18 protein-coding genes are annotated in these 20,613 nt (G+C 54.8%); 6 read left to right on the forward strand and 12 right to left on the reverse strand.

Going from position 1 to position 20,613, the window contains the following annotated elements:
* Nucleotide 1 precedes the first annotated feature (1 nt).
* The 7 genes from mraY to mraZ are packed head-to-tail and all read right to left on the reverse strand — an operon-like array spanning nucleotide 2 to nucleotide 7,415.
* The gene (gene mraY / locus DZE2538_RS16585; RefSeq protein ID WP_019843387.1) at nucleotides 2-1,084 is read right to left on the reverse strand and encodes a phospho-N-acetylmuramoyl-pentapeptide-transferase; all 1,083 of its coding nucleotides are present in this window, start codon (nucleotides 1,082-1,084) and stop codon (nucleotides 2-4) included.
* A complete protein-coding gene (gene murF / locus DZE2538_RS16590; protein WP_038916822.1) occupies nucleotides 1,078-2,439 on the reverse strand; it encodes a UDP-N-acetylmuramoyl-tripeptide--D-alanyl-D-alanine ligase in 1,362 nt (453 codons plus the stop codon). The genes mraY and murF overlap by 7 nt, the downstream gene beginning before the upstream one ends.
* Nucleotides 2,436-3,920, reverse strand: coding sequence for a UDP-N-acetylmuramoyl-L-alanyl-D-glutamate--2,6-diaminopimelate ligase (murE, locus tag DZE2538_RS16595; RefSeq protein WP_019843385.1), 1,485 nt, complete (start codon nucleotides 3,918-3,920; stop codon nucleotides 2,436-2,438). The genes murF and murE overlap by 4 nt, the downstream gene beginning before the upstream one ends.
* On the reverse strand, nucleotides 3,907-5,670 hold the full coding sequence (locus tag DZE2538_RS16600; RefSeq protein ID WP_019843384.1) for a peptidoglycan glycosyltransferase FtsI: 1,764 nt from the start codon (nucleotides 5,668-5,670) through the stop codon (nucleotides 3,907-3,909). The genes murE and DZE2538_RS16600 overlap by 14 nt, the downstream gene beginning before the upstream one ends.
* 22 nt (nucleotides 5,671-5,692) lie before the next feature.
* Nucleotides 5,693-6,016, reverse strand: a complete 324-nt coding sequence (ftsL, locus tag DZE2538_RS16605; RefSeq protein WP_012886170.1) for a cell division protein FtsL — start codon at nucleotides 6,014-6,016, stop codon at nucleotides 5,693-5,695.
* Complete coding sequence (gene rsmH / locus DZE2538_RS16610) at nucleotides 6,013-6,954, reverse strand: 16S rRNA (cytosine(1402)-N(4))-methyltransferase RsmH (protein ID WP_019843383.1); 942 nt, start codon at nucleotides 6,952-6,954, stop codon at nucleotides 6,013-6,015. The genes ftsL and rsmH overlap by 4 nt, the downstream gene beginning before the upstream one ends.
* A gap of 2 nt (nucleotides 6,955-6,956) precedes the next feature.
* Nucleotides 6,957-7,415 (reverse strand): division/cell wall cluster transcriptional repressor MraZ, encoded by a 459-nt coding sequence (mraZ, locus tag DZE2538_RS16615; RefSeq protein ID WP_012886172.1) that lies wholly within the window; start codon nucleotides 7,413-7,415, stop codon nucleotides 6,957-6,959.
* A gap of 867 nt (nucleotides 7,416-8,282) precedes the next feature.
* Here mraZ and DZE2538_RS16620 point away from each other — a divergent pair.
* Nucleotides 8,283-8,744 carry an L-alanine exporter AlaE gene (locus DZE2538_RS16620; protein WP_019843380.1) on the forward strand — a complete coding sequence of 154 codons (462 nt, stop codon included), beginning with the start codon at nucleotides 8,283-8,285 and terminating at the stop codon, nucleotides 8,742-8,744.
* 161 nt (nucleotides 8,745-8,905) lie between these two features.
* On the opposite strand, the gene cra is transcribed toward DZE2538_RS16620, so the two are convergent.
* The 4 genes from cra to DZE2538_RS16640 all read right to left on the reverse strand — a co-directional run bounded on the left by cra (nucleotide 8,906) and on the right by DZE2538_RS16640 (nucleotide 14,554).
* On the reverse strand, nucleotides 8,906-9,910 hold the full coding sequence (cra, locus tag DZE2538_RS16625) for a catabolite repressor/activator (protein WP_019843379.1): 1,005 nt from the start codon (nucleotides 9,908-9,910) through the stop codon (nucleotides 8,906-8,908).
* Between the two features lie 243 nt (nucleotides 9,911-10,153).
* Nucleotides 10,154-10,645 carry an acetolactate synthase small subunit gene (ilvN, locus tag DZE2538_RS16630; protein WP_013319477.1) on the reverse strand — a complete coding sequence of 164 codons (492 nt, stop codon included), beginning with the start codon at nucleotides 10,643-10,645 and terminating at the stop codon, nucleotides 10,154-10,156.
* Between the two features lie 2 nt (nucleotides 10,646-10,647).
* The gene (gene ilvI, locus DZE2538_RS16635; RefSeq protein ID WP_016940608.1) at nucleotides 10,648-12,369 is read right to left on the reverse strand and encodes an acetolactate synthase 3 large subunit; all 1,722 of its coding nucleotides are present in this window, start codon (nucleotides 12,367-12,369) and stop codon (nucleotides 10,648-10,650) included.
* Nucleotides 12,370-12,748: 379 nt separating this feature from the next.
* Complete coding sequence (locus tag DZE2538_RS16640; protein WP_038916823.1) at nucleotides 12,749-14,554, reverse strand: AMP-dependent synthetase/ligase; 1,806 nt, start codon at nucleotides 14,552-14,554, stop codon at nucleotides 12,749-12,751.
* A gap of 231 nt (nucleotides 14,555-14,785) precedes the next feature.
* Between DZE2538_RS16640 and leuL the strand changes: the two genes are divergently transcribed.
* From leuL to leuD, 5 genes are all read left to right on the forward strand, one after another.
* Nucleotides 14,786-14,869 (forward strand): leu operon leader peptide, encoded by an 84-nt coding sequence (gene leuL / locus DZE2538_RS21500; protein ID WP_110371466.1) that lies wholly within the window; start codon nucleotides 14,786-14,788, stop codon nucleotides 14,867-14,869.
* A 93-nt stretch (nucleotides 14,870-14,962) separates the two neighbouring features.
* Nucleotides 14,963-16,537 (forward strand): 2-isopropylmalate synthase, encoded by a 1,575-nt coding sequence (gene leuA / locus DZE2538_RS16645; RefSeq protein WP_016940610.1) that lies wholly within the window; start codon nucleotides 14,963-14,965, stop codon nucleotides 16,535-16,537.
* Nucleotides 16,537-17,628 (forward strand): 3-isopropylmalate dehydrogenase, encoded by a 1,092-nt coding sequence (gene leuB / locus DZE2538_RS16650; protein ID WP_038916824.1) that lies wholly within the window; start codon nucleotides 16,537-16,539, stop codon nucleotides 17,626-17,628. Before leuA ends, leuB begins: the two co-directional genes overlap by 1 nt.
* A 2-nt stretch (nucleotides 17,629-17,630) precedes the next feature.
* Nucleotides 17,631-19,031: a 3-isopropylmalate dehydratase large subunit gene (gene leuC, locus DZE2538_RS16655; RefSeq protein WP_016940612.1), complete on the forward strand. Its 1,401-nt coding sequence runs from the start codon at nucleotides 17,631-17,633 to the stop codon at nucleotides 19,029-19,031.
* A gap of 11 nt (nucleotides 19,032-19,042) precedes the next feature.
* Nucleotides 19,043-19,645 carry a 3-isopropylmalate dehydratase small subunit gene (gene leuD, locus DZE2538_RS16660; protein WP_038916825.1) on the forward strand — a complete coding sequence of 201 codons (603 nt, stop codon included), beginning with the start codon at nucleotides 19,043-19,045 and terminating at the stop codon, nucleotides 19,643-19,645.
* A gap of 63 nt (nucleotides 19,646-19,708) precedes the next feature.
* On the opposite strand, the gene DZE2538_RS16665 is transcribed toward leuD, so the two are convergent.
* Complete coding sequence (locus DZE2538_RS16665; RefSeq protein WP_038916826.1) at nucleotides 19,709-20,611, reverse strand: siderophore-interacting protein; 903 nt, start codon at nucleotides 20,609-20,611, stop codon at nucleotides 19,709-19,711.
* Nucleotides 20,612-20,613: the final 2 nt, after the last annotated feature.

The following is a 20,613-nucleotide window of genomic DNA, read 5'->3' on the forward strand; positions in this document are numbered from 1 at the left end:
TTTACCGTACCTTGAGCGTTACCAGTCCGATGAGCATCAACATCAGCGAAATAATCCAGAACCGCACGATAACTCGCGGCTCCGGCCACCCTTTCAGTTCATAGTGGTGGTGGATCGGTGCCATGCGGAAAATCCGCTGGCCACGCAGTTTGAAAGAGCCGACCTGCAAAATAACGGACAGCGTTTCCACCACGAAAACCCCGCCCATAATCACCAGCAAAAACTCCTGACGCAGCAGCACGGCGATAGTGCCCAATGCGCCACCCAGCGCCAGTGAGCCGACATCCCCCATGAATACCTGCGCAGGGTAAGTGTTAAACCACAAAAACCCGAGCCCGGCGCCGACAATCGCGGTACACACCACCACCAGTTCACTGGCATGCCGGATATACGGAATGTGCAGGTAGCTGGCGAAATTCATGTTACCGGTCGCCCAGGCCACCAGCGCAAAACCCACCGCCACAAACACCGTTGGCATGATAGCCAACCCATCCAGACCGTCGGTGAGGTTAACCGCGTTGCTGGTGCCGACAATCACGAAATAGGCCAGCACGATATACATCAGGCCCAGCTGTGGCATTACGTCTTTGAAGAACGGCACCACCAGTTGTGTTGCCGGGGTGTCTTTACCAATCGCGTACATAGAAAACGCCACGGCCAGCGCCAGCACTGATTGCCAGAAATACTTCCAGCGGGCAATCAGTCCACGGGTGTCTTTACGCACGACCTTGCGATAGTCATCCACAAACCCGACGATGCCGTATCCCACCAGCACCAGCAGTACGCACCAGACATAGGGGTTAGCCAGATTGACCCACAACAACACCGAAATAATGATCGACGCGAGAATCATCACGCCGCCCATGGTCGGGGTACCACGCTTACTAAAATGGGATTCTGGCCCTTCGTTACGCACCACCTGACCGATTTGCAGACGTTGCAGCCAGGCAATCAGGTGCGGCCCCATCCACAGGGAAATAATTAATGCCGTCAGCAGGCTGACAATGGCCCGAAACGTCAGATACGAAAAGACGTTGAAGCCGGAATAAAACTTGACCAGATACTCGGCCAGCCAAACTAACATGTAGCATTCTCCTGTAATGCGTGTACTACCTGTTCCATCGCAGCACTGCGTGAACCTTTAATTAAGACGGTAATGGTATTATGTTGCGTTACCAGCCCACGCAAACGCTCAATCAACGCTGCTTTATTATCAAAATGCTCGCCGGTGCCGCTCGCCTCACCAATCAACGCACTCAGTGTTCCCACGCTCAGCACCTTATCAATGTTCGCCTTGCGGGCTGCTTCACCCACCTGGCGATGGCATGCCTGAGCGTCCTGACCCAACTCTGCCATATCGCCGACCACCATCACCCGATAGCCGGGCATTTCCGCCAGCACTTGCGCGGCAGCCGTCATTGAGCCGACATTGGCGTTGTAGCTGTCGTCCAGCAACAGCTTCCCGGGGGCCAGCGCAATGGGGAACAAGCGCCCAGACACCGCCTGTAACTGCTCAAGGCCCGCTTTCACCGCCTCAAGTGATGCCCCGACCGCCAGCGCCAGCGCCGTTGCGGCCAGCGCGTTGGCGATATTGTGACGCCCCGGTAACGGTAGCGTCACGGCGATATCGCCCATCGGCGTGTGCAACACTGCATCGGTACCCCGTTCGCTGACACGGATATCACTGGCGTAAAAATCAACCCCAGCACGTCCCTGTGGGGAAAAGCGCCACAGCGTTTTCCCTGTCAGCACATTCTGCCAGCGGGCTTCATCGTTGCTGTCCGCATTGACGATCGCCACACCCCGAGCGGGCAAGCCGCCAAAAATTTCACCTTTGGCCTGGGCCACCCCTTCCAGCGAACCAAAGCCTTCCAGATGCGCAGCAGCCAGGTTATTCACCAATGCCGCCTCCGGTCGTACCATCGCCGTGGTGTAGGCGATTTCGCCAATATGATTGGCGCCCAGCTCGATAACGGCGTAGTCATGCTCTGGCGTCAGGCGAAATAACGTCAACGGCACACCGATGTCGTTATTGAAATTACCGGCGGTGTAAAGCACGTTACCGCACTGACGCAGAATCGATGCGGCCATTTCCTTAACGGACGTTTTTCCCGATGACCCCGTCAGCGCCACGACGCGCGCACGACTTTGCTGGCGCACCCAACCGGCCATTACACCCAGCGCCAAACGCGTATCGTCTACCACCAATTGCGGCACATTAATTGGTAAGTGCTTACTCACCAATAATGCCGCTGCCCCATTATTAACGGCATCCGCCGCGTAATCATGAGCATCAAATTTTTCGCCGCGTAACGCGACGAACAGACACCCGGCATTGAGCTTGCGGGTATCGGTAGCAACATCGCTGATAGTCAGGTTTTCGCCCACCAGACGGGCACCCAGCACATCAGCCAACTGTCGCAACGACACGCTGATCATACGATAACCCCCAGCAAACGTGCGACCGTAATGCGATCCGAATAATCCAATCGCTCATTTCCTACCAGTTGGTAATCTTCATGCCCTTTACCGGCGACCAGTACCACATCATCGGCCACCGCCTGCATCACCGCACTGGTGACAGCTTCCGCACGTCCGGCGATCACCTGCACCCGACCGGCATCCAGCAGCCCACTCAAAATATCCGTCACGATCGCCTGCGGGTCTTCGCTACGCGGGTTGTCATCGGTCACAATCACCCGATCTGCCAGTTGTTCTGCAATCGCTCCCATTAGTGGGCGCTTACCTCTGTCGCGATCGCCGCCACACCCGAAGACGCACCATAACGTTCCCCGACAATGCAAACGTGCCGCCGCCAGTGCTTTTTCCAACGCATCTGGGGTATGGGCATAATCCACCACGACCGTCGGGCGTCCGCTGGCAAGAAAAACTTCCATTCTACCGCAAACAGGCTGCAACGCAGAACCGGCCTCCACCAGTTGCTCCAGCGGATACCCTAACGACAACAGTGTCGCCAGGGCCAGCAACAGGTTACTGACGTTGAACTCCCCCATCAGACGGCTATTGATGGAACCGGCTCCCCAACTGGAATCAAACTGCACCGTAAAACCGCTGTCGTGATAATCGATGTGGGTGGCTTTCAGCCAACGCGCCCGTGAGCTATCGATGCTGCCCGCCACACTCACCGCCACGGCGTCTGGCAGACGGCTTAACCAACGACGACCGACCTCATCGTCGGCGTTAATGATTTTCTGACCGACCTGATGCTCGGCAAACAACCGCCACTTTGCGGCCTCGTAATTCGCCATGTCGCCGTGATAATCGAGGTGATCGCGGCTCAGGTTGGTAAAGACAGTGGCGGCAAACGACAAGGCTTCAACCCGATGCTGCACCAGCCCATGGGAAGACACTTCCATGGCAGCGAAGTCGGCCCCTTGCTCCACCAACTGGCTCAGGATCTGCTGTACATCCACCGCCGAACCGGTGGTATTTTCCGAAGGTGCCACATGCCCCAGCAGTCCATTACCCACTGTGCCCATGACCGCACTGGTTTTACCCAGAGCCTGACTCCACTGCGCCAGTAACTGGGTCGTCGTCGTTTTACCGTTAGTCCCGGTGACGCCAATCAATTGCAACGAAGTCGATGGCTGGCGGTAGAAGCGCCCCGCCAACGCCGACAAACGCTGGTTGAGGTGCGCCAGGTAAATCACCGGTACGCCGTGCATTTCAGTCAGGGTGCCATCGGGCGTAGCATCATCCGCCTGCGCGACAACCGCCGCGACGCCCTGCGCAATGGCCTGCGGAATATAGTGCCGCCCATCCGTCTTGTGGCCGACCACAGCCACAAACAGATCCCCGGCAGCCGCCACGCGGCTGTCTAATGTCATTTCCCGCAGCGCGCGCTCTGGGGCGTCGTTCACCCACGGAGCCAGGACATCGCGCAAGTTACGATCTGTCACCTGAACCCTCTTTTCTGTTGATTACAAACTCACTTTTTTCACCGGTCGCCAACGCATCAGGCTCGATATTCATGGTGCGTAGCACGCCGCCCATGATCGCGCCAAATACCGGTGCCGACACCGCACCACCGTAGTATTTCCCCGCCTGTGGGTCGTTAATCACCACCACCAGCGCAAAGCGCGGGTTACTGGCTGGTGCCACCCCTGCGGTATAGGCGATGTATTTGTTGATGTACTTGCCATCCGGGCCGACCTTTTTCGCCGTACCGGTTTTAATCGCGATGCGGTAGCCTTTCACCGCGGCCTTGGTACCACCGCCACCGGGCAGGGCGACACTTTCCATCATGTGCACCACGGTACGAACAATCTGTTCAGAGAACACACGCTCTCCGGGTACCGGCGGGTCAACCTTGGTAATGGAAAGCGGGCGGTAGATGCCGAAACTGCCAATGGTCGCGTAGACACGCGCCAGTTGCAGCGGTGTGACCATCAGGCCATAGCCAAACGAGAAGGTAGCGCGCTCAATATCCGACCAGCGCTGACGGTTCGGGTACAGCCCCAGACTTTCGCCCACCAACCCCAAATTGGTGGCTTTACCCAGCCCAAAGCGAGAGTAAGTGTCCACTAATGCGGAAGCAGGCATCGCCAGTGCCAGATGCGATACACCAACGTTACTGGATTTCTGCAACACCCCGGTCAATGTCAGCTCGCTGTAACGCGCAACGTCCTTGATCTCATGACCGTTGATGTAATACGGCAGTGTATTAAGTACCGCATTTTCCTTGACCACATTACGCTGTAGCGCCGTCATCACCACCATAGGTTTTACGGTGGAACCGGGCTCAAAAATGTCGGTGATAGCGCGGTTACGGATAACGTCGGTCGGCGTGCCGCTCAGGTTGTTCGGGTTGTAAGAAGGGCTGTTGGCCATGGCCAGCACTTCGCCAGTATTCACATCAACCAGTACGGCAGTACCTGACTCAGCCTTATTGAACGCCACGGCGTTATTCAGTTCACGGTATACCAATGCCTGCAGGCGCTCATCGATACTGAGCATCAGGTTGTGCGCCGCCTGACTGTCCACCGAAGAAATATCTTCAATGACGCGCCCAAAGCGGTCTTTGCGCACGGTACGCTCACCGGGGCGGCCAGTCAGCCAGCGATCGAAGCTCTTCTCAATTCCTTCAATGCCCTGACCGTCGATATTGGTAAAACCGATCAGGTGCGACGTTACCTGACCGGAAGGATAATAACGACGGGACTCCTGACGCAGGTTGATGCCCGGCAGCTTCAGCTTGTGGATGTATTCGCCGATCGCCGGGTTTACCTGACGGGCAAGATAGACAAAACGGCCATTCGGGTTGGCGTTCACTTTAGTGGCTATCTGATCCAGCGGGATTTCCAATGCATCTGCCAGCGCCTTCCAGCGCGTGTCCAGCGAGATACCGCCATGATCATTCACGTCTTTCGGGTCAGCCCAGACTGCATTGACCGGTACGCTCACCGCCAGCGGTCGGCCTGCACGATCACTGATCATACCGCGAGCGGTCGGCACTTCTTGTACGCGCAGGGAACGCATGTCCCCTTCACGTACCAGCTTATCAGGCGCGATCACCTGCAAGTATGCGGCGCGTAACATCAATCCCAACATGCACAACAAAATACCGCCGCAAAGCAACGCAAAACGCCAGCTGACGAAGCTGGCATGTTCTTCCTGACGTTTCACTTTTCCTGGTCGCGCTGCTCTCATAATTTAGGCGATACCTGCTAATTCATTGTTGTTTAACCACAATATTTTCCTGTGAAGGATCAACGTGCACCATATGCAGTTTCTCGGTGGCGATCTGCTCGACACGGCTGTGATCGCCCAGGGCGTTTTCTTCCAAAATCAGGTTGCGCCACTCGATATCCAGCGCATCACGCTCCAGCAACAACCGCTCACGCTCTGCCGTCAACAGACGTGTACGATGTGCGGTGGTGACCACCATGATGGCGGACACCAATACCGCTATCAGCAGCAACAGCGGTAACTTGCCATGACGCAGCAGGTCATCACCGATGACACCGCCCAGCGAATGGCGTTCATTCCCGATCACGACGGCAGCCTCTCGGCAAAGCGCAATACCGAGCTGCGCGCACGTGGATTTTCTGCCACCTCATCATCCGGCGGCATCATTTTACCGATAGACTTGAGCGTCTGGCCGCCTTGACTACGCAGTTGTTCTTCCGTCAACGGCAAACCGGCTGGCACCTGCGGCCCCCGGCTATGCTGACGGATAAAACGTTTCACAATACGGTCTTCCAGCGAATGAAAGCTGATTACCGACAAACGCCCTTCGGGAGCCAGCACTTTCAATGCGCCGTCTAACGCCCGTTCGATCTCTTCCAGCTCACTGTTGATGTAAATGCGGATAGCCTGAAATGACCGTGTCGCCGGGTGTTTGTGCTTTTCCCGAATCGGGCTGGCAGCTGCAATCAACTCCGCCAGCGCTTTGGTACGGGTCAACGGGTCGATGCGGTTACGCTCCACAATCGCGCGAGCGATACGCTTGGCAAAACGCTCTTCGCCGAATGTCTTCAACACCCAGGCAATATCGTCTGCTTCCGCTTTCATCAGCCATTCGGCGGCGGACTGGCCCCGCGTGGGGTCCATGCGCATATCCAGTGGCCCGTCGCGCATAAACGAGAATCCGCGTTCCGGGTCATCCAACTGAGGTGAAGACACGCCCAAATCCAACAAAATACCGTCGATTTTGCCGGTCAGCCCACGTTCATCGACGTAATCGGCCAGTTCGGAAAAAGGTCCGTGGATAATAGAAAAGCGAGCGTCATCAATGGTATTAGCCACAGCAACCGCCTGAGGATCGCGATCGATAGCTAACAAACGACCTTCCGGCCCAAGCTGGGACAGAATAAGACGGGAGTGGCCACCCCGGCCAAACGTACCGTCGATGTAGATACCGTTGCTGCGAATGTTCAGGCCGTTGACGGCCTCATCCAGCAACACGGTAGTGTGCTTAAACGTTTCTGCCATGACTATAGTGATAAGTCCCGCAGCCGCTCGGACAAGGGCTCCTGAGTTGACTGCTCCGCGTCAATATCTTCCTTGACTTGTCGATACCAGGTCTGTTCATCCCACAGTTCAAATTTGTTGAACTGCCCAACCAGCATCACTTCTTTCGTAAGACCCGCATGCTGACGTAGCGTCGATGCAATTAATATCCTTCCGGCATTATCCATCTGGCATTCGCTGGCATGCCCGAGTAGCAGGCGCTGAACGCGACGCTCAGCAGGGTTCATACTCGACAGGCGAGAAAGTTTCTGTTCGATAATTTCCCATTCAGGTAGCAGGTAAAGCAGCAGGCAGGGCTGATGCAGGTCGATGGTGCATACCATTTGACCTTGAGCTTCCTCGTTCAGTAAGTCCCGGTAACGGGTAGGAACGGCAAGCCGCCCTTTACTGTCGAGATTGACCAGCGTCGCCCCACGAAACATGACAGTATTTAGTCCTTCATGACCCTTTTTACCACTTTGCCCCACAAATCCCCACTATTGAGAGTTTACGGAGGGGATGAAAACCTTGTCAAGCCAGCACGGATGCGCCCGGGCATTATTTCCCGCCAGGTTCGAGAGTGAAAAAACAGTTCAAAAACCACCACGAAAAAATAATGCGGATTAACGCTGTGATTATTTAAGGAAAATTAATGGCTTTCAGCGAGGGGGCTAAAGATATAGGATTTTTCCTTCGGTGCAATATTATTTTGACTGTCACCGTTCGATACCTATTTCTTAAATATTCTAACGATGTCGAAATATTTTTATAGGCTGATTTTTAAGCATTTTTAGAAATAATTATTCCCGCCAGCAAAAATCATGGCCATAAAAATGAAATTATCGCCTCTGGGATCGCATTTTTTTGACCTGAACCACAGTGTCAGCCACTTCAACTCAGGTTATCTATTCATGCCTGAAACATTAACCCGCTGTCTTACCCTTGCCAGATAGAATAACTGGTTTTATTTCCAGTGCCATTCACATTCACTTGCAATTTACCATCCAGCAACGTTTCCGCTGCAATCTTTTTCTTTTCCGATTTCTTATTTTCCCACCGGACCCCAGTATTACTAATCATTTGTTTTATATGAAATTAGGCACATGATTCACGATAAACGAACGAAAAAGATGATTTGCAACCATAAAGTCGCGCCCTTGAACAAAAAACGAACAAAAATAAGTTTTTTAAGCTAGTTAAAACATAATAAATAGTTATGTACACTACAAAAAAACCAATAAAGCAAAATGAAACACCAATAAATCGCACCATAAGCAACGTTATTGTCCTTCACCACGGAGCCCTACGATATGTTTTCCTTTATTTCGCGCATGCGTGGCATCGTCGCCGATACGGTAGCCATGGTGGTGTATTGCTTCCTGACGGGTATGGCAATCGAAATCGTATTGTCAGGAATGACCTTCGAGCAGTCACTTTCCTCCCGATTACTGTCGATTCCGGTCAATATTGTGATTGCCTGGCCTTACGGACTTTATCGGGACTGGATTGTTGCACTGGCGTTACGCCTGAACGCCAATTCGCGCTGGGGGAAAAATATAGCGGACCTGTTTGCCTACGTCAGTTTTCAGTCGCCGGTTTATGTCGCTATTCTGTTAACGATTGGTGCAGAACCATCACAAATTCTGAAAGCGGTCGCCAGCAATGCGATAATCTCGATGGTGATGGGAGTAGCGTACGGTTATTTTCTGGAATATTGCCGTCGCCTGTTTCGGGTGGATGTTTCTTCTCGTGCACAAATTGTCGGCCATTAATTCTGAACAATAAACAGCCATATCAATATACCCGTCATTTCACGTTACAGGTGTTTTGGCGTCATTCCTGAAGCCCAAATCATTTTGGGTATAAAGATAAAAATAAGAATTATCTCATGCGGCGCGGAGTGAAAAATGACTCCCGCACCGCATGATGTCTCTCAACGACGGCTCAAAAAACCACGACGATAGAGATTCCGGCGAATACGGTATAAACCCGGCTTCGGCTTACGCGGTTCATCCAGACTGGCTAGTACCAGTTCCAGTACGCGCTCAGCCACTTCACGATGACGCTGCGCTACCGCCAGCACCTGGCACTCAAGGAAATCCAGCAATTCATTATCGCCGAATGTGGCAATAGCCAGATTGTTCGGCAAGCGACCACTCTGCCTGAGCGTTACATCCATCACACCTTGCAGCAACGGAAATGAGGTAGTAAACAGCGCCTGCGGCATGGGGTGGGTTTTCAGGTATTCTTCAAACACTGCTGCCGCCGCACTGCGTTCATAGCTGTTGGCATAGACATAATTCACCTGACGCGGATCCTCTGCGAAGGCACGTCTGAATCCTTGCTCACGCAAAAAACTCACCGACAGTTCCGGCAGTGCGCCCAGGTACATAACCGATTCAGCAGGCACTTTACGCAACTCCTGCGCCAGCATCTCAGCGTCTTCCATGTCTGCGCCGACCACACTGGTGAAATGCTCACGATCCAGTGCTCGATCAAGCGCGATCACCGGCAGAGGATCGTTGGCCCAGCGCTGATAAAACGGGTGTTCCGGCGGCAGCGCCGTCGACACGATGATGGCATCTACCTGACGCTGCAACAGATGTTCAATGCAGCGCATCTCATTATCGGGTTGGTCCTCAGAACAGGCGATCAGCAACTGATAACCACGCTGCCGGGCCTGACGCTCCAGATAATTGGCGATGCGGGTGTAACTGGTGTTTTCCAGATCTGGAATGACCAACCCGATAGAACGGGTACGCCCTGCGCGCAGACCGGCTGCGACGGCGTTCGGATGGTAGTTGTGCTCCCTGACCACCGCCATCACTTTCTCAACGGTCTTATCGCTGACACGATACTGTTTCGCTTTACCGTTAATCACATAACTGGCCGTCGTACGCGAAACTCCAGCAAGACGCGCGATTTCATCCAGTTTCACTGGCAACCCCTTAATAAGCCGGACAAAAAACAAAGAATGGAAAGATAACCATGCATTAACCGTGGATATGATACCGATCTAAACGCAGAAAACACTGACGGGCAACCGCTTTTATTATTTACAGCAATCAGGATCAAAAAAGCCCGGCTTCATGGCCGGGCTCAATAATACCATCAGAAAAGCAGGTATTGCTGTATGAAAATCAGCAAATCGTCAAACAATCGACGACATTTCAGCACCGCGTCAGCGCATAACGCGGTCTCCGCGCGATACGCCTACAATGCCGGAACGCGCCACTTCAACAATTTCAGCCACTTCGCGCACGCTATTAAGAAACGCATCCAGCTTCTCGCTGGTCCCCGCCAATTGCACGGTATACAGCGAGGCGGTGACATCGACTATCTGTCCGCGGAAGATTTCCGCACTGCGTTTAACTTCTTCGCGGCCATAACCGGTGGCCTGCAATTTCACCAGCATCAGTTCACGCTCGACATACGCGCCCTGACCCAGTTCGCTAACTCGCAGCACGTCCACCAGTTTATGCAGTTGCTTTTCAATCTGCTCGAGCACTTTCTCGTCACCCACTGTCTGGATGGTCATCCGCGACAAGGTAGGGTCATCCGTCGGGGCGACGGTCAGGCTTTCAATGTTGTAGCCGCGTTGAGAAAACAGGCCAATCACGCGCGACAGAGCACCCGATTCATTCTCCAGCAATACCGACAAAATACGACGCATGATCAGGTCCTCTCCGTTTTGCTTAGCCACATCTCATCCATCCCGCCGCCGCGGATCTGCATCGGATAGACATGCTCGCTGCTGTCTACTCGTACATCCACAAACACCAGCCGATTTTTCTGTTCCAGCGCCGCTTTCAACTTCGGCTCCAGCTCATCCGGGGTATCGATAGTGATGCCGACATGGCCGTAGGCTTCCGCCAGCTTGACGAAGTCCGGCAGAGATTCCATGTAAGAGCTGGAGTGACGGCCGGAGTAGATCATGTCCTGCCACTGTTTCACCATACCGAGGAAGCGGTTGTTCAGGCTCACCACCACAATCGGCAGGTCATATTGCAATGCGGTAGACAGCTCCTGAATATTCATCTGGATACTGCCGTCACCGGTCACGCAGATAACCGTTTCTTCCGGCAATGCCAGCTTGATCCCCAGCGCGGCAGGCAAACCGAATCCCATCGTCCCCAGGCCGCCGGAGTTAACCCAACGACGCGGCTGGTCAAACGGATAATACAGCGCAGCGAACATCTGATGCTGCCCCACATCGGATGCCACGTAAGCCTTGCCTTGGGTCAGGCGATGCAGCGTTTCGATAACCGCCTGCGGTTTGATCGCGTCACCATCGGTGTTGTATTTCAGGCACTGACGGGAACGCCACTGCTCGATGCGCAACCACCAGTCACGCATTGCGTCGAATTTCTGCTGAACCTCGCCGCCTTGCGTCAGCAGTTCCAGCATCAGGCTTAACACCTGACGAGCATCGCCGACGATCGGAATATCCGCCGCCACCGTTTTAGAGATGGAGGCCGGGTCGATATCGATGTGCAAAATGGTGGCGTTCGGGCAGTACTTCGCAAGATTATTGGTGGTTCTGTCGTCAAAACGAACCCCGACGGCGAAGATAACATCAGCGTTATGCATCGCCATATTGGCTTCGTAGGTACCGTGCATACCCAACATCCCCAGGCTCTGGCGATGCGTGCCCGGGAAACCTCCCAGCCCCATCAACGAACTTGCCACTGGCAGGTTGAGTTTTTCCGCCAACTCGCGCAGTTCCTGATGACAATTGGCGTTAACAACGCCGCCACCGCTGTAAATAACCGGGCGTTCGGCAGCCAGCAGCGTCTGCAAGGCGCGTTTGATTTGGCCTTTGTGCCCCTGCACCGTCGGGTTATAAGAGCGCAGACTTACCTGATCAGGATAGGCATACGGCAGCTTCTTAGCCGGGTTAAGAATGTCTTTTGGCAAATCCACCACCACCGGCCCAGGACGCCCCGTCGACGCCAGATAGAAGGCTTTTTTCAGCACGGTGGGAATGTCTTCAGTCTGTTTAACCAGATAACTGTGCTTCACCACCGGGCGAGAAATCCCCACCATGTCGCATTCCTGAAAAGCGTCATACCCGATAAGTGACGTCGCCACCTGGCCGGAAATCACCACCAGCGGAATGGAATCCATGTACGCGGTGGCAATACCGGTAATGGCATTGGTTGCGCCCGGCCCCGAGGTCACGAGCACTACCCCAACTTCACCCGTCGCTCTGGCGTAGCCGTCTGCCATATGTACCGCGCCCTGCTCGTGGCGCACCAGAATGTGTTCTATACCGCCAACGGTGTGCAGCGCATCGTAAATATCCAGCACCGCACCGCCCGGATAGCCGAACACATGTTTTACGCCCTGATCGATCAACGATCGAATCACCATCTCGGCGCCTGACAACATCTCCATGGGTTTGCCTCTTATTGTTCAGATAGCGAGTTGCTTCTGCATTGACAGGGGAACCCCCCGCGCTCATTAGACGATACACGGTGAATGAAACAAGAGCGTGCGAGCTTTCGCCACACGCCTGCGCTTTCGCAGTACATCGCCCGGGTTTTTACATATAACTTATTAACATAACGCCAGATTATGAAGCAGGCAAACGCCGCTGCCGGGCTGGCAACGGTGTGATAATGGTAAATCAACTGTTAAAAGAGGAACGAAACAGATAAAACGCTGGGGAGCGACCACGGCATTAAAAAATATCCCGCCGCGGTCAGGCATTACAGAGTGAAATATTGACGATAAAATTGCGACTCAACGTGCGTCATCGCCGTCAAAATGTCTGCTACTCGGTGTACATTGCCTCAATTTCCAGCTGATAACGCTGATGAATGACCTTACGACGGAGTTTTAATGTTGGAGTCAGTTCACCTTCCTCCTGACTAAACGGCGTCGGCAACAAAGTGAATTTTTTCACCTGCTCAAAGCGGGCAAACTCTTTTTGCACCTCACGCAGCCGCTGTTCAAACAGCGACACAATATGGCTATGGCGCAGCAGTTCCAGCCGGTCCTGATACCGCAGGTTAATCGAATGGGCATACTCTTCCAGTGCGTCAAAACACGGTACAATCAACGCAGAGACATATTTGCGGGCATCAGCGATCACCGCGACTTGCTCAATGAAACGATCCTGCCCCAGCGCCCCTTCCAAATGCTGTGGCGCGATGTATTTGCCGCCCGAGGTTTTCATCAGATCTTTGAGGCGTTCGGTGATGAACAGGTTACCGTTCCCGTCTACATCACCCACATCGCCGGTTTTAAACCAGCCGTCTGGCGTGAACGCCGCCTCAGTGTCTTGTGGACGCTGGTAATAGCCGCGCATCACCGTCGCACCACGTACCTGGATTTCATTTTGCTCGCCGATACGCACCTCGATACCCGGCAACGGCGTCCCCACCGACCCGAGCAGGTACTGATTCGCTTCCCAGCAGGACACCGTAGCGCAGGTTTCCGTCAGGCCGTAGCCATAAACGATACGCACCCCCATCGCCTGAAAGAAAGCGATGATATTGTCATCCAGACGCGCACCTGCCGCTGGCAGAAAACGCACCTTTCCTCCCAGCAACTGACGTAGACGTGACAATACCAATCGATCAGCAAGCTGGCAGGTCAGCGCATTCCACACACCAGCGCGTTTTCCGGCTTGTTGGCGTAAAAACCGCTTCGTGCCTTGGGCGATTCCCCAATGAAACAGCGCACGCCGATGCCACGGTGCCTGCGCCACTTTTTCATGGATTGCGCTAAACACCTTCTCGTAAAAGCGCGGTACGGCGCACATCACCGTCGGGCTCACCGCTGTCATCGCCGCACGTACCTGATTGGTATCACGCAGATACACATTCTGTGCGCCGCGGTGCATGATAAGGAAGCTCCAGGCACGTTCGAATACATGCGATAACGGCAAAAAGCATAGCGACACGTCCTGTTCGCTTATCTGCAACCGCTCATCATGCAACATCAGTTGGGTTGCCATGTTGGCGTAATCCAGCATGACGCCTTTCGGCTCACCGGTAGTACCGGAGGTATAGATGAGCGTGAACAGATCGTGCAGGTCCCGCTCTGCCACACGCTGGCGCAGGACAGACTCCCACACGGATAACTCGGCCTGCGCTTCAAACTCCTGCAGTGAGACGGCAATATCGCAACCCCGGCGGCGTGTCTGCTCATCAAGCAAAATAATGGTGCGCAGTTGTGGACAGGTACTGCGTAGCGACATCAGCAAATCAAACTGTGCCTGACCGCCCACAAAAACGGTTCGGATATCCGCCTCATTGAGAATAAAGGCCGCCTGCGCCGCCGCACTGGTGGCATAAAGCGGCACGGTAATCGCGCGCAAGTGCAACAATGCCAGGTCTGCCAGCGACCAGTTAATCGAATTATCAGAGAAGATGGCCACCCGCTCCTGAACATCAACGCCCACTCCCAGCAGGCCGCAGGCGATGCGGCGAATACGCTCGCCCACCTGATGCCAGTCAAGTTGCTGTTCCTGACCGGGTTCCCATTCACGAAACGCCAGCGCGTCAGGACGTTGGGCTATTTGTTGCTGAATGCGGTGAACCAGGTGGTATTGTGGGAGTAAATTCGTCTTCATGCGCGTAAAAGTCTGACAATCTCAAAAATAGGCGTAAAAACCGGGCAGGCAGTCTACCGCGCCCATCAGTAGCGTCAAAGCCCTTTACGCCGCTTTTCCACCAGGAATGTGACGGGCAAAACACCCCGAATATCACCACCGGTGATGATCCCGATGTTGACATCACTGCGGGAATCAAGTACCAATAAAAGCAGAACTTCGTTTTCAACTCATTTTGGATACTGAAACAGCATGTTTAACGTCGCTCAGCTACTAGGCCTACTACTAAACGCATCTTACTTGCGCGGTATGCCGGTGGGCGAAATTCAGAGCTGATTTCAGGTCACCCCCATAAAAAACCCGCGCCGTTGCGCGGGTTTTTTTTTACTCGCCGGGCGCCCAGGCTAACAGAACAAAGGAACCAGACCGATGAACCAACAAGTGATTATTTTCGATACGACGTTGCGTGACGGTGAGCAAGCGTTGCAGGCCAGCCTGAGTGTAAAAGAAAAGCTCCAGATTGCCCTGGCGCTGGAAAGGATGGGCGTCAATGTGATGGAAGTCGGTTTTCCCGTCTCCTCTCCCGGCGATTTCGAATCGGTACAAACGATCGCCCGTAACATCAAAAACAGCCGTGTTTGTGCCCTGGCACGTTGCGTTGAAAAAGACATTGATGTGGCGGCCGAATCCTTGCGCGTTGCCGAGGCGTTCCGTATCCATACGTTTATCGCCACCTCGCCGATGCATATCGCGACCAAACTGCGCAGCACGCTGGATGAAGTCATTGAGCGGGCCACGTATATGATTAAACGCGCCCGCAACTACACCGACGATGTGGAATTCTCCTGTGAAGACGCTGGCCGTACCCCGATCGAAGACCTGAGCAGGGTGGTGGAAGCCGCCATTAACGCTGGTGCCCGTACCATCAATATCCCGGATACTGTCGGTTATACCCTGCCCCACGAATTCGGCAACATCATCGCCTCGTTGTACCAGCGTGTGCCGAACATCGATAAAGCGATCATTTCCGTGCATACCCATGACGACCTCGGTCTGGCGGTGGGCAATGCCATGGCGGCAGTACACGCCGGTGCTCGTCAGGTAGAAGGTACACTCAACGGCATCGGCGAACGCGCGGGCAACTGTTCACTGGAAGAAGTGATCATGGCCATCAAGGTACGCAGCCAGTTGATGAACCTGCACACCAGCATCAACCATCAGGAAATCTACCGTACCAGCCAGATAGTCAGCCAGATCTGCAACATGCCGATCCCGGCCAACAAGGCGGTAGTCGGCGCCAATGCGTTCGCTCACTCTTCCGGTATCCATCAGGACGGCGTGCTGAAAAACCGCGAAAACTACGAAATCATGACGCCGGAATCCATCGGCCTGAAAGAAGTGCAGTTGAACCTGACTTCCCGCTCTGGCCGTGCTGCCGTTAAACACCGCATGGAAGAAATGGGCTATAAAGAAGGCGACTACAATCTGGATACGCTGTACGCCGATTTCCTCAAACTGGCCGACAAGAAAGGTCAGGTGTTCGACTATGACCTGGAAGCGCTGGCGTTTATCAACAACCAGCAGGAAAGCTCCGAATTCTATCGGCTGGACTACTTCAGCGTGCAATCTGGTTCTAGTGTTATGGCTACAGCGTCCGTCAAATTGTCATGTGGCGACGAGACACTGTCCGAAGCAGCTACCGGTAACGGCCCGGTTGACGCTGTGTATCAGGCCATTAACCGCATTACCGGCTACCCGATCAATCTGGTCAAATACCAGTTGTCCGCCAAAGGACAAGGTAAAGAAGCGCTCGGCCAGGTGGACATTGTGGTGGAATATCAGGGCCGCCGTTTCCACGGCGTCGGTCTGGCGACGGACATCGTCGAATCCTCCGCCAATGCGATGGTTAACGTATTAAACAACATCAAACGTGCGCAACTGGTTGAAAAAGAAGTGCAGCGTTTGCAGCAACACAACAAACACAACAGTCAGGAAACAGTGTGATGAGCAAGAGTTACCATATTGCCGTCTTACCCGGTGACGGCATCGGCCCGGAAGTAATGGCTCAGGCGTATAAAGTAGTGGATGCGGTTCGCCAGCGTTTTGGTTTGCGCATCACCACCAGCGAATACGACGTCGGTGGCATCGCCATCGACCGGCAGGGTACGCCGCTGCCACAGGGGACGATCGAAGGCTGTGAACAGGCCGACGCCATTCTGTTCGGCTCGGTTGGCGGCCCGAAATGGGAACATCTGCCACCGGCAGAGCAACCAGAACGTGGCGCGCTGTTACCCCTGCGCAAACACTTCCGCCTGTTCAGCAACCTGCGCCCGGCACGTCTGTATCAGGGGCTGGAAGCCTTCTGCCCGCTGCGTAGCGACATCGCCGCCAACGGTTTCGACATTCTGTGCGTGCGTGAACTGACCGGTGGTATCTACTTCGGCCAGCCGAAAGGCCGTGAAGGCAGCGGCATGTACGAACGCGCTTTCGATACCGAGGTGTATCACCGTTTCGAAATCGAGCGCATTGCCCGCATCGCCTTTGAATCAGCACGCAAGCGCCGCAGCATCGTCACCTCTATCGATAAAGCCAACGTGTTGCAAAGCTCCATTCTGTGGCGCGAAATCGTCAACGAAATCGCCCGCGATTACCCGGATGTTCGCCTGAATCATCTGTATATCGACAACGCGACCATGCAGTTGATTAAAGATCCGTCCCAGTTTGACGTACTGCTGTGTTCTAACCTGTTCGGCGACATCTTATCCGACGAATGCGCGATGATCACCGGTTCCATGGGGATGTTGCCGTCAGCCAGCCTCAACGAACAGGGCTTTGGTCTGTACGAACCGGCCGGTGGTTCCGCACCGGATATCGCAGGCAAGAACATCGCCAACCCGATCGCCCAAATCCTGTCTGCGGCACTGTTGCTGCGCTACAGTCTGGGTGCAGATGATGCTGCCACCGCCATTGAGCAGGCGGTCAACCAGGCGCTGGCGGAAGGTTACCGCACCGGCGATCTGGCCAGCGGCAGCAACGCCGTCACCACCGATGAAATGGGCGATGCGATTGCCCGATTTGTAGCAGAAGGGGCGTAATCATGGGTAAGACCTTATATCAGAAATTGTTCGATGCGCATGTGGTACACGAAGCACCGAATGAAACCCCACTGCTGTATATCGACAGACACCTGGTGCACGAAGTGACCTCACCGCAGGCATTCGACGGTTTGCGCGCCATGGGCCGTAAAGTCCGCCAGCCGGGCAAAACCTTCGCCACCATGGACCACAACGTCTCGACTCAGACGCGTGACATCAACGCCAGCGGCGAAATGGCCCGTATCCAGATGCAGGAGTTGATCAAAAACTGTGCCGAGTTTGGCGTGCAACTGTATGACCTGAACCACCCGTTTCAGGGCATCGTGCACGTTATCGGGCCAGAACAAGGTATGACGCTGCCGGGGATGACCATCGTTTGCGGTGACTCCCACACCGCCACCCACGGCGCGTTCGGCGCACTGGCATTCGGTATCGGTACCTCTGAGGTAGAACATGTACTGGCGACGCAGACGCTGAAACAAGGCCGCGCCAAAACCATGAAGATCGAGGTCGTGGGTGACGCGGCCCCGGGTATCACCGCCAAAGACATCGTGCTGGCCATCATCGGTAAAACCGGCAGTGCTGGCGGTACCGGCCATGTGGTGGAATTCACCGGCAGCGCTATCGAAGCGCTGAGCATGGAAGGCCGCATGACCTTGTGCAACATGGCAATCGAAATGGGTGCCAAAGCCGGTCTGGTCGCGCCGGACGACACCACCTTTGCTTACCTGAAAGGTCGTCAGTTCGCGCCGACCGGTAGCGATTGGGATGCCGCCGTGGAGTACTGGAACACCCTGCGTTCCGACGCCGATGCGCACTACGACACCATCGTCACACTGAATGCCGCCGACATCGCGCCGCAAGTGACCTGGGGCACCAACCCCGGTCAGGTGATCGCCGTTGATCAAATCATCCCGACACCGGAATCCTTCCATGATCCGGTAGAACGCGCCTCGGCAGAAAAAGCGTTGGCGTATATGGGTTTGCAGCCGGGCGTGAAACTGACGGAGGTGGCAATCGACAAAGTGTTTATCGGTTCCTGCACCAACTCCCGTATTGAAGACTTGCGCGCTGCCGCTGCTATCGCCAAAGGGCGCAAAGTGGCCGACGGCGTGCAAGCCTATGTTGTCCCCGGTTCCGGCCCGGTCAAAGCACAGGCAGAAGCCGAAGGTCTGGACAAAATCTTCCTGGATGCCGGTTTCGAATGGCGTCTGCCCGGTTGCTCTATGTGTCTGGCAATGAATAACGACCGTCTGAACCCGGGCGAGCGTTGCGCTTCGACCAGTAACCGTAACTTTGAAGGGCGTCAGGGCCGTGGTGGCCGCACCCATCTGGTCAGCCCCGCGATGGCGGCGGCGGCGGCGATTACCGGTCGTTTTGCAGACATTCGTGAACTGAATTAAGAGAGGCAACCATGGCTAAATTTACCCAACACACTGGTTTGGTGGTGCCGCTGGATGCCGCCAACGTCGATACCGACGCGATTATCCCGAAGCAGTTTCTGCAAAAGGTGACCCGTACCGGTTTCGGTCAGCATCTGTTTCACGACTGGCGTTTTCTGGACGATGCCGGTCAGCAGCCTAACCCGGATTTCGTGCTGAACCAGCCGCGCTATAAAGGTGCAAGCATTCTGCTGGCACGCGAAAACTTCGGCTGTGGCTCTTCCCGCGAGCACGCGCCGTGGGCGTTGACCGACTACGGCTTTAAGGTCGTTATCGCCCCAAGCTTCGCCGATATTTTCTACAGTAACTCGTTTAACAACCAGCTGCTGCCAGTCAAACTGAGCGATGCCGATATCGACGACCTGTTCAAACTGGTAGCCAGCCATGAAGGCATTACCTTCACGGTGGATCTGGAAGCACAGCAGGTTAAAGCAGGCGAGAAGACCTACTCGTTTGAAATAGACAGCTTCCGCCGTCACTGCATGATAAATGGTCTGGACAGCATCGGCCTGACGCTGCAGCACGACGCATCCATCGCCAGTTACGAGCAGCAACAACCGGCGTTTCTGCGCTAGTTTGGCCTTGCTGTTTTATTGCACGCACAAAGCCCACTTCGGTGGGCTTTGTTGCTTGTAACCTCAATGAGGACGCGAACCTCGGCTCCAGTAGGCCATAAAGGTGACTGACTCCTGCGCCAGGCCTTTTTCTGCCAGCAGATACCGGCGCAGCGCCTTCACCGCTGAGGATTCAGTGGCCACCCACCCGAAGAACTGCCCCTGCTGCGTGCTGGCCGGTTCCCACACCTTCTCGCCCTCTGCGATATCTGCCACCATCACTGGCTGTGCTGCTACCTGCGCTGCTGGGCATGACCAATGGCGCGCCGCCTCCAGCAAGCGCTCACCATAGGTCGCGCCCGTGCCTTCACGCGGCAACCAGACCACCTCGGCGAACGGCAAATTGCGATAATCGTCAGTGCAATCGGCCTGTAACGGTACTTCGATAAATGCCTGCACTTGCGGCGGGTTATCCTGCTGCGCCAACTGTTCCAGAATGCCTTTGATGGCTGGCAACGCGGTTTCATCGCCCATCAACAACACCTGACGGGTGTTGGCTGACAGCACCCACTCATAACCGCCGTTATCGCCGGCAAAGTCACCACGTGGTGCCACTACCTGCAATGTCGCACCCGGTTGCGCACTCAGCACCCACGCTGACGCCGGGCCTTCCGTGCCATGCACAACGAACTCCACCACCATTTCGCCGGTTTCGGTATCCAGACTGCGCAACGTATAAGTACGCGGGATAGGGCGCTGTGGTTTCGGCATAGCCTGCACCAGCTTATACCACTCACCCACATCCGGCAGGCGTGGCGGCGTGCCGTCTTCAGCAGGCAACAGCACTTTAATGCGCTGATCCGGCGCGCAGATTTTCATCTTTCTCACCGCCTCGCCGCGAAAGACACAACGCATTAGCGAGGGGGTAAGCAATGTCTTATGGGCCAACGTCACATCAAACACTTTATATTCCTTTACCCCAGCCATAA

This window comes from Dickeya zeae NCPPB 2538 (assembly GCF_000406165.1).
Lineage (GTDB): Bacteria > Pseudomonadota > Gammaproteobacteria > Enterobacterales > Enterobacteriaceae > Dickeya > Dickeya zeae.

What these genes read in the sequence shown, in the direction of transcription:
- mraY (WP_019843387.1), bottom strand. Translation starts at nt 1,084, where the DNA reads ATGTTAGTTTGGCTGGCCGAGTATCTGGTCAAGTTTTATTCCGGCTTC.
- leuC (WP_016940612.1), top strand. Translation starts at nt 17,631, where the DNA reads ATGGGTAAGACCTTATATCAGAAATTGTTCGATGCGCATGTGGTACAC.
- leuL (WP_110371466.1), top strand. Translation starts at nt 14,786, where the DNA reads ATGTTTAACGTCGCTCAGCTACTAGGCCTACTACTAAACGCATCTTAC.
- mraZ (WP_012886172.1), bottom strand. Translation starts at nt 7,415, where the DNA reads ATGTTTCGTGGGGCGACGCTGGTCAATCTCGACAGTAAAGGGCGGCTT.
- DZE2538_RS16640 (WP_038916823.1), bottom strand. Translation starts at nt 14,554, where the DNA reads ATGAAGACGAATTTACTCCCACAATACCACCTGGTTCACCGCATTCAG.
- ilvI (WP_016940608.1), bottom strand. Translation starts at nt 12,369, where the DNA reads ATGGAGATGTTGTCAGGCGCCGAGATGGTGATTCGATCGTTGATCGAT.
- ilvN (WP_013319477.1), bottom strand. Translation starts at nt 10,645, where the DNA reads ATGCGTCGTATTTTGTCGGTATTGCTGGAGAATGAATCGGGTGCTCTG.
- leuA (WP_016940610.1), top strand. Translation starts at nt 14,963, where the DNA reads ATGAACCAACAAGTGATTATTTTCGATACGACGTTGCGTGACGGTGAG.
- DZE2538_RS16600 (WP_019843384.1), bottom strand. Translation starts at nt 5,670, where the DNA reads ATGAGAGCAGCGCGACCAGGAAAAGTGAAACGTCAGGAAGAACATGCC.
- leuD (WP_038916825.1), top strand. Translation starts at nt 19,043, where the DNA reads ATGGCTAAATTTACCCAACACACTGGTTTGGTGGTGCCGCTGGATGCC.
- murF (WP_038916822.1), bottom strand. Translation starts at nt 2,439, where the DNA reads ATGATCAGCGTGTCGTTGCGACAGTTGGCTGATGTGCTGGGTGCCCGT.
- rsmH (WP_019843383.1), bottom strand. Translation starts at nt 6,954, where the DNA reads ATGGCAGAAACGTTTAAGCACACTACCGTGTTGCTGGATGAGGCCGTC.
- DZE2538_RS16665 (WP_038916826.1), bottom strand. Translation starts at nt 20,611, where the DNA reads ATGGCTGGGGTAAAGGAATATAAAGTGTTTGATGTGACGTTGGCCCAT.
- leuB (WP_038916824.1), top strand. Translation starts at nt 16,537, where the DNA reads ATGAGCAAGAGTTACCATATTGCCGTCTTACCCGGTGACGGCATCGGC.
- DZE2538_RS16620 (WP_019843380.1), top strand. Translation starts at nt 8,283, where the DNA reads ATGTTTTCCTTTATTTCGCGCATGCGTGGCATCGTCGCCGATACGGTA.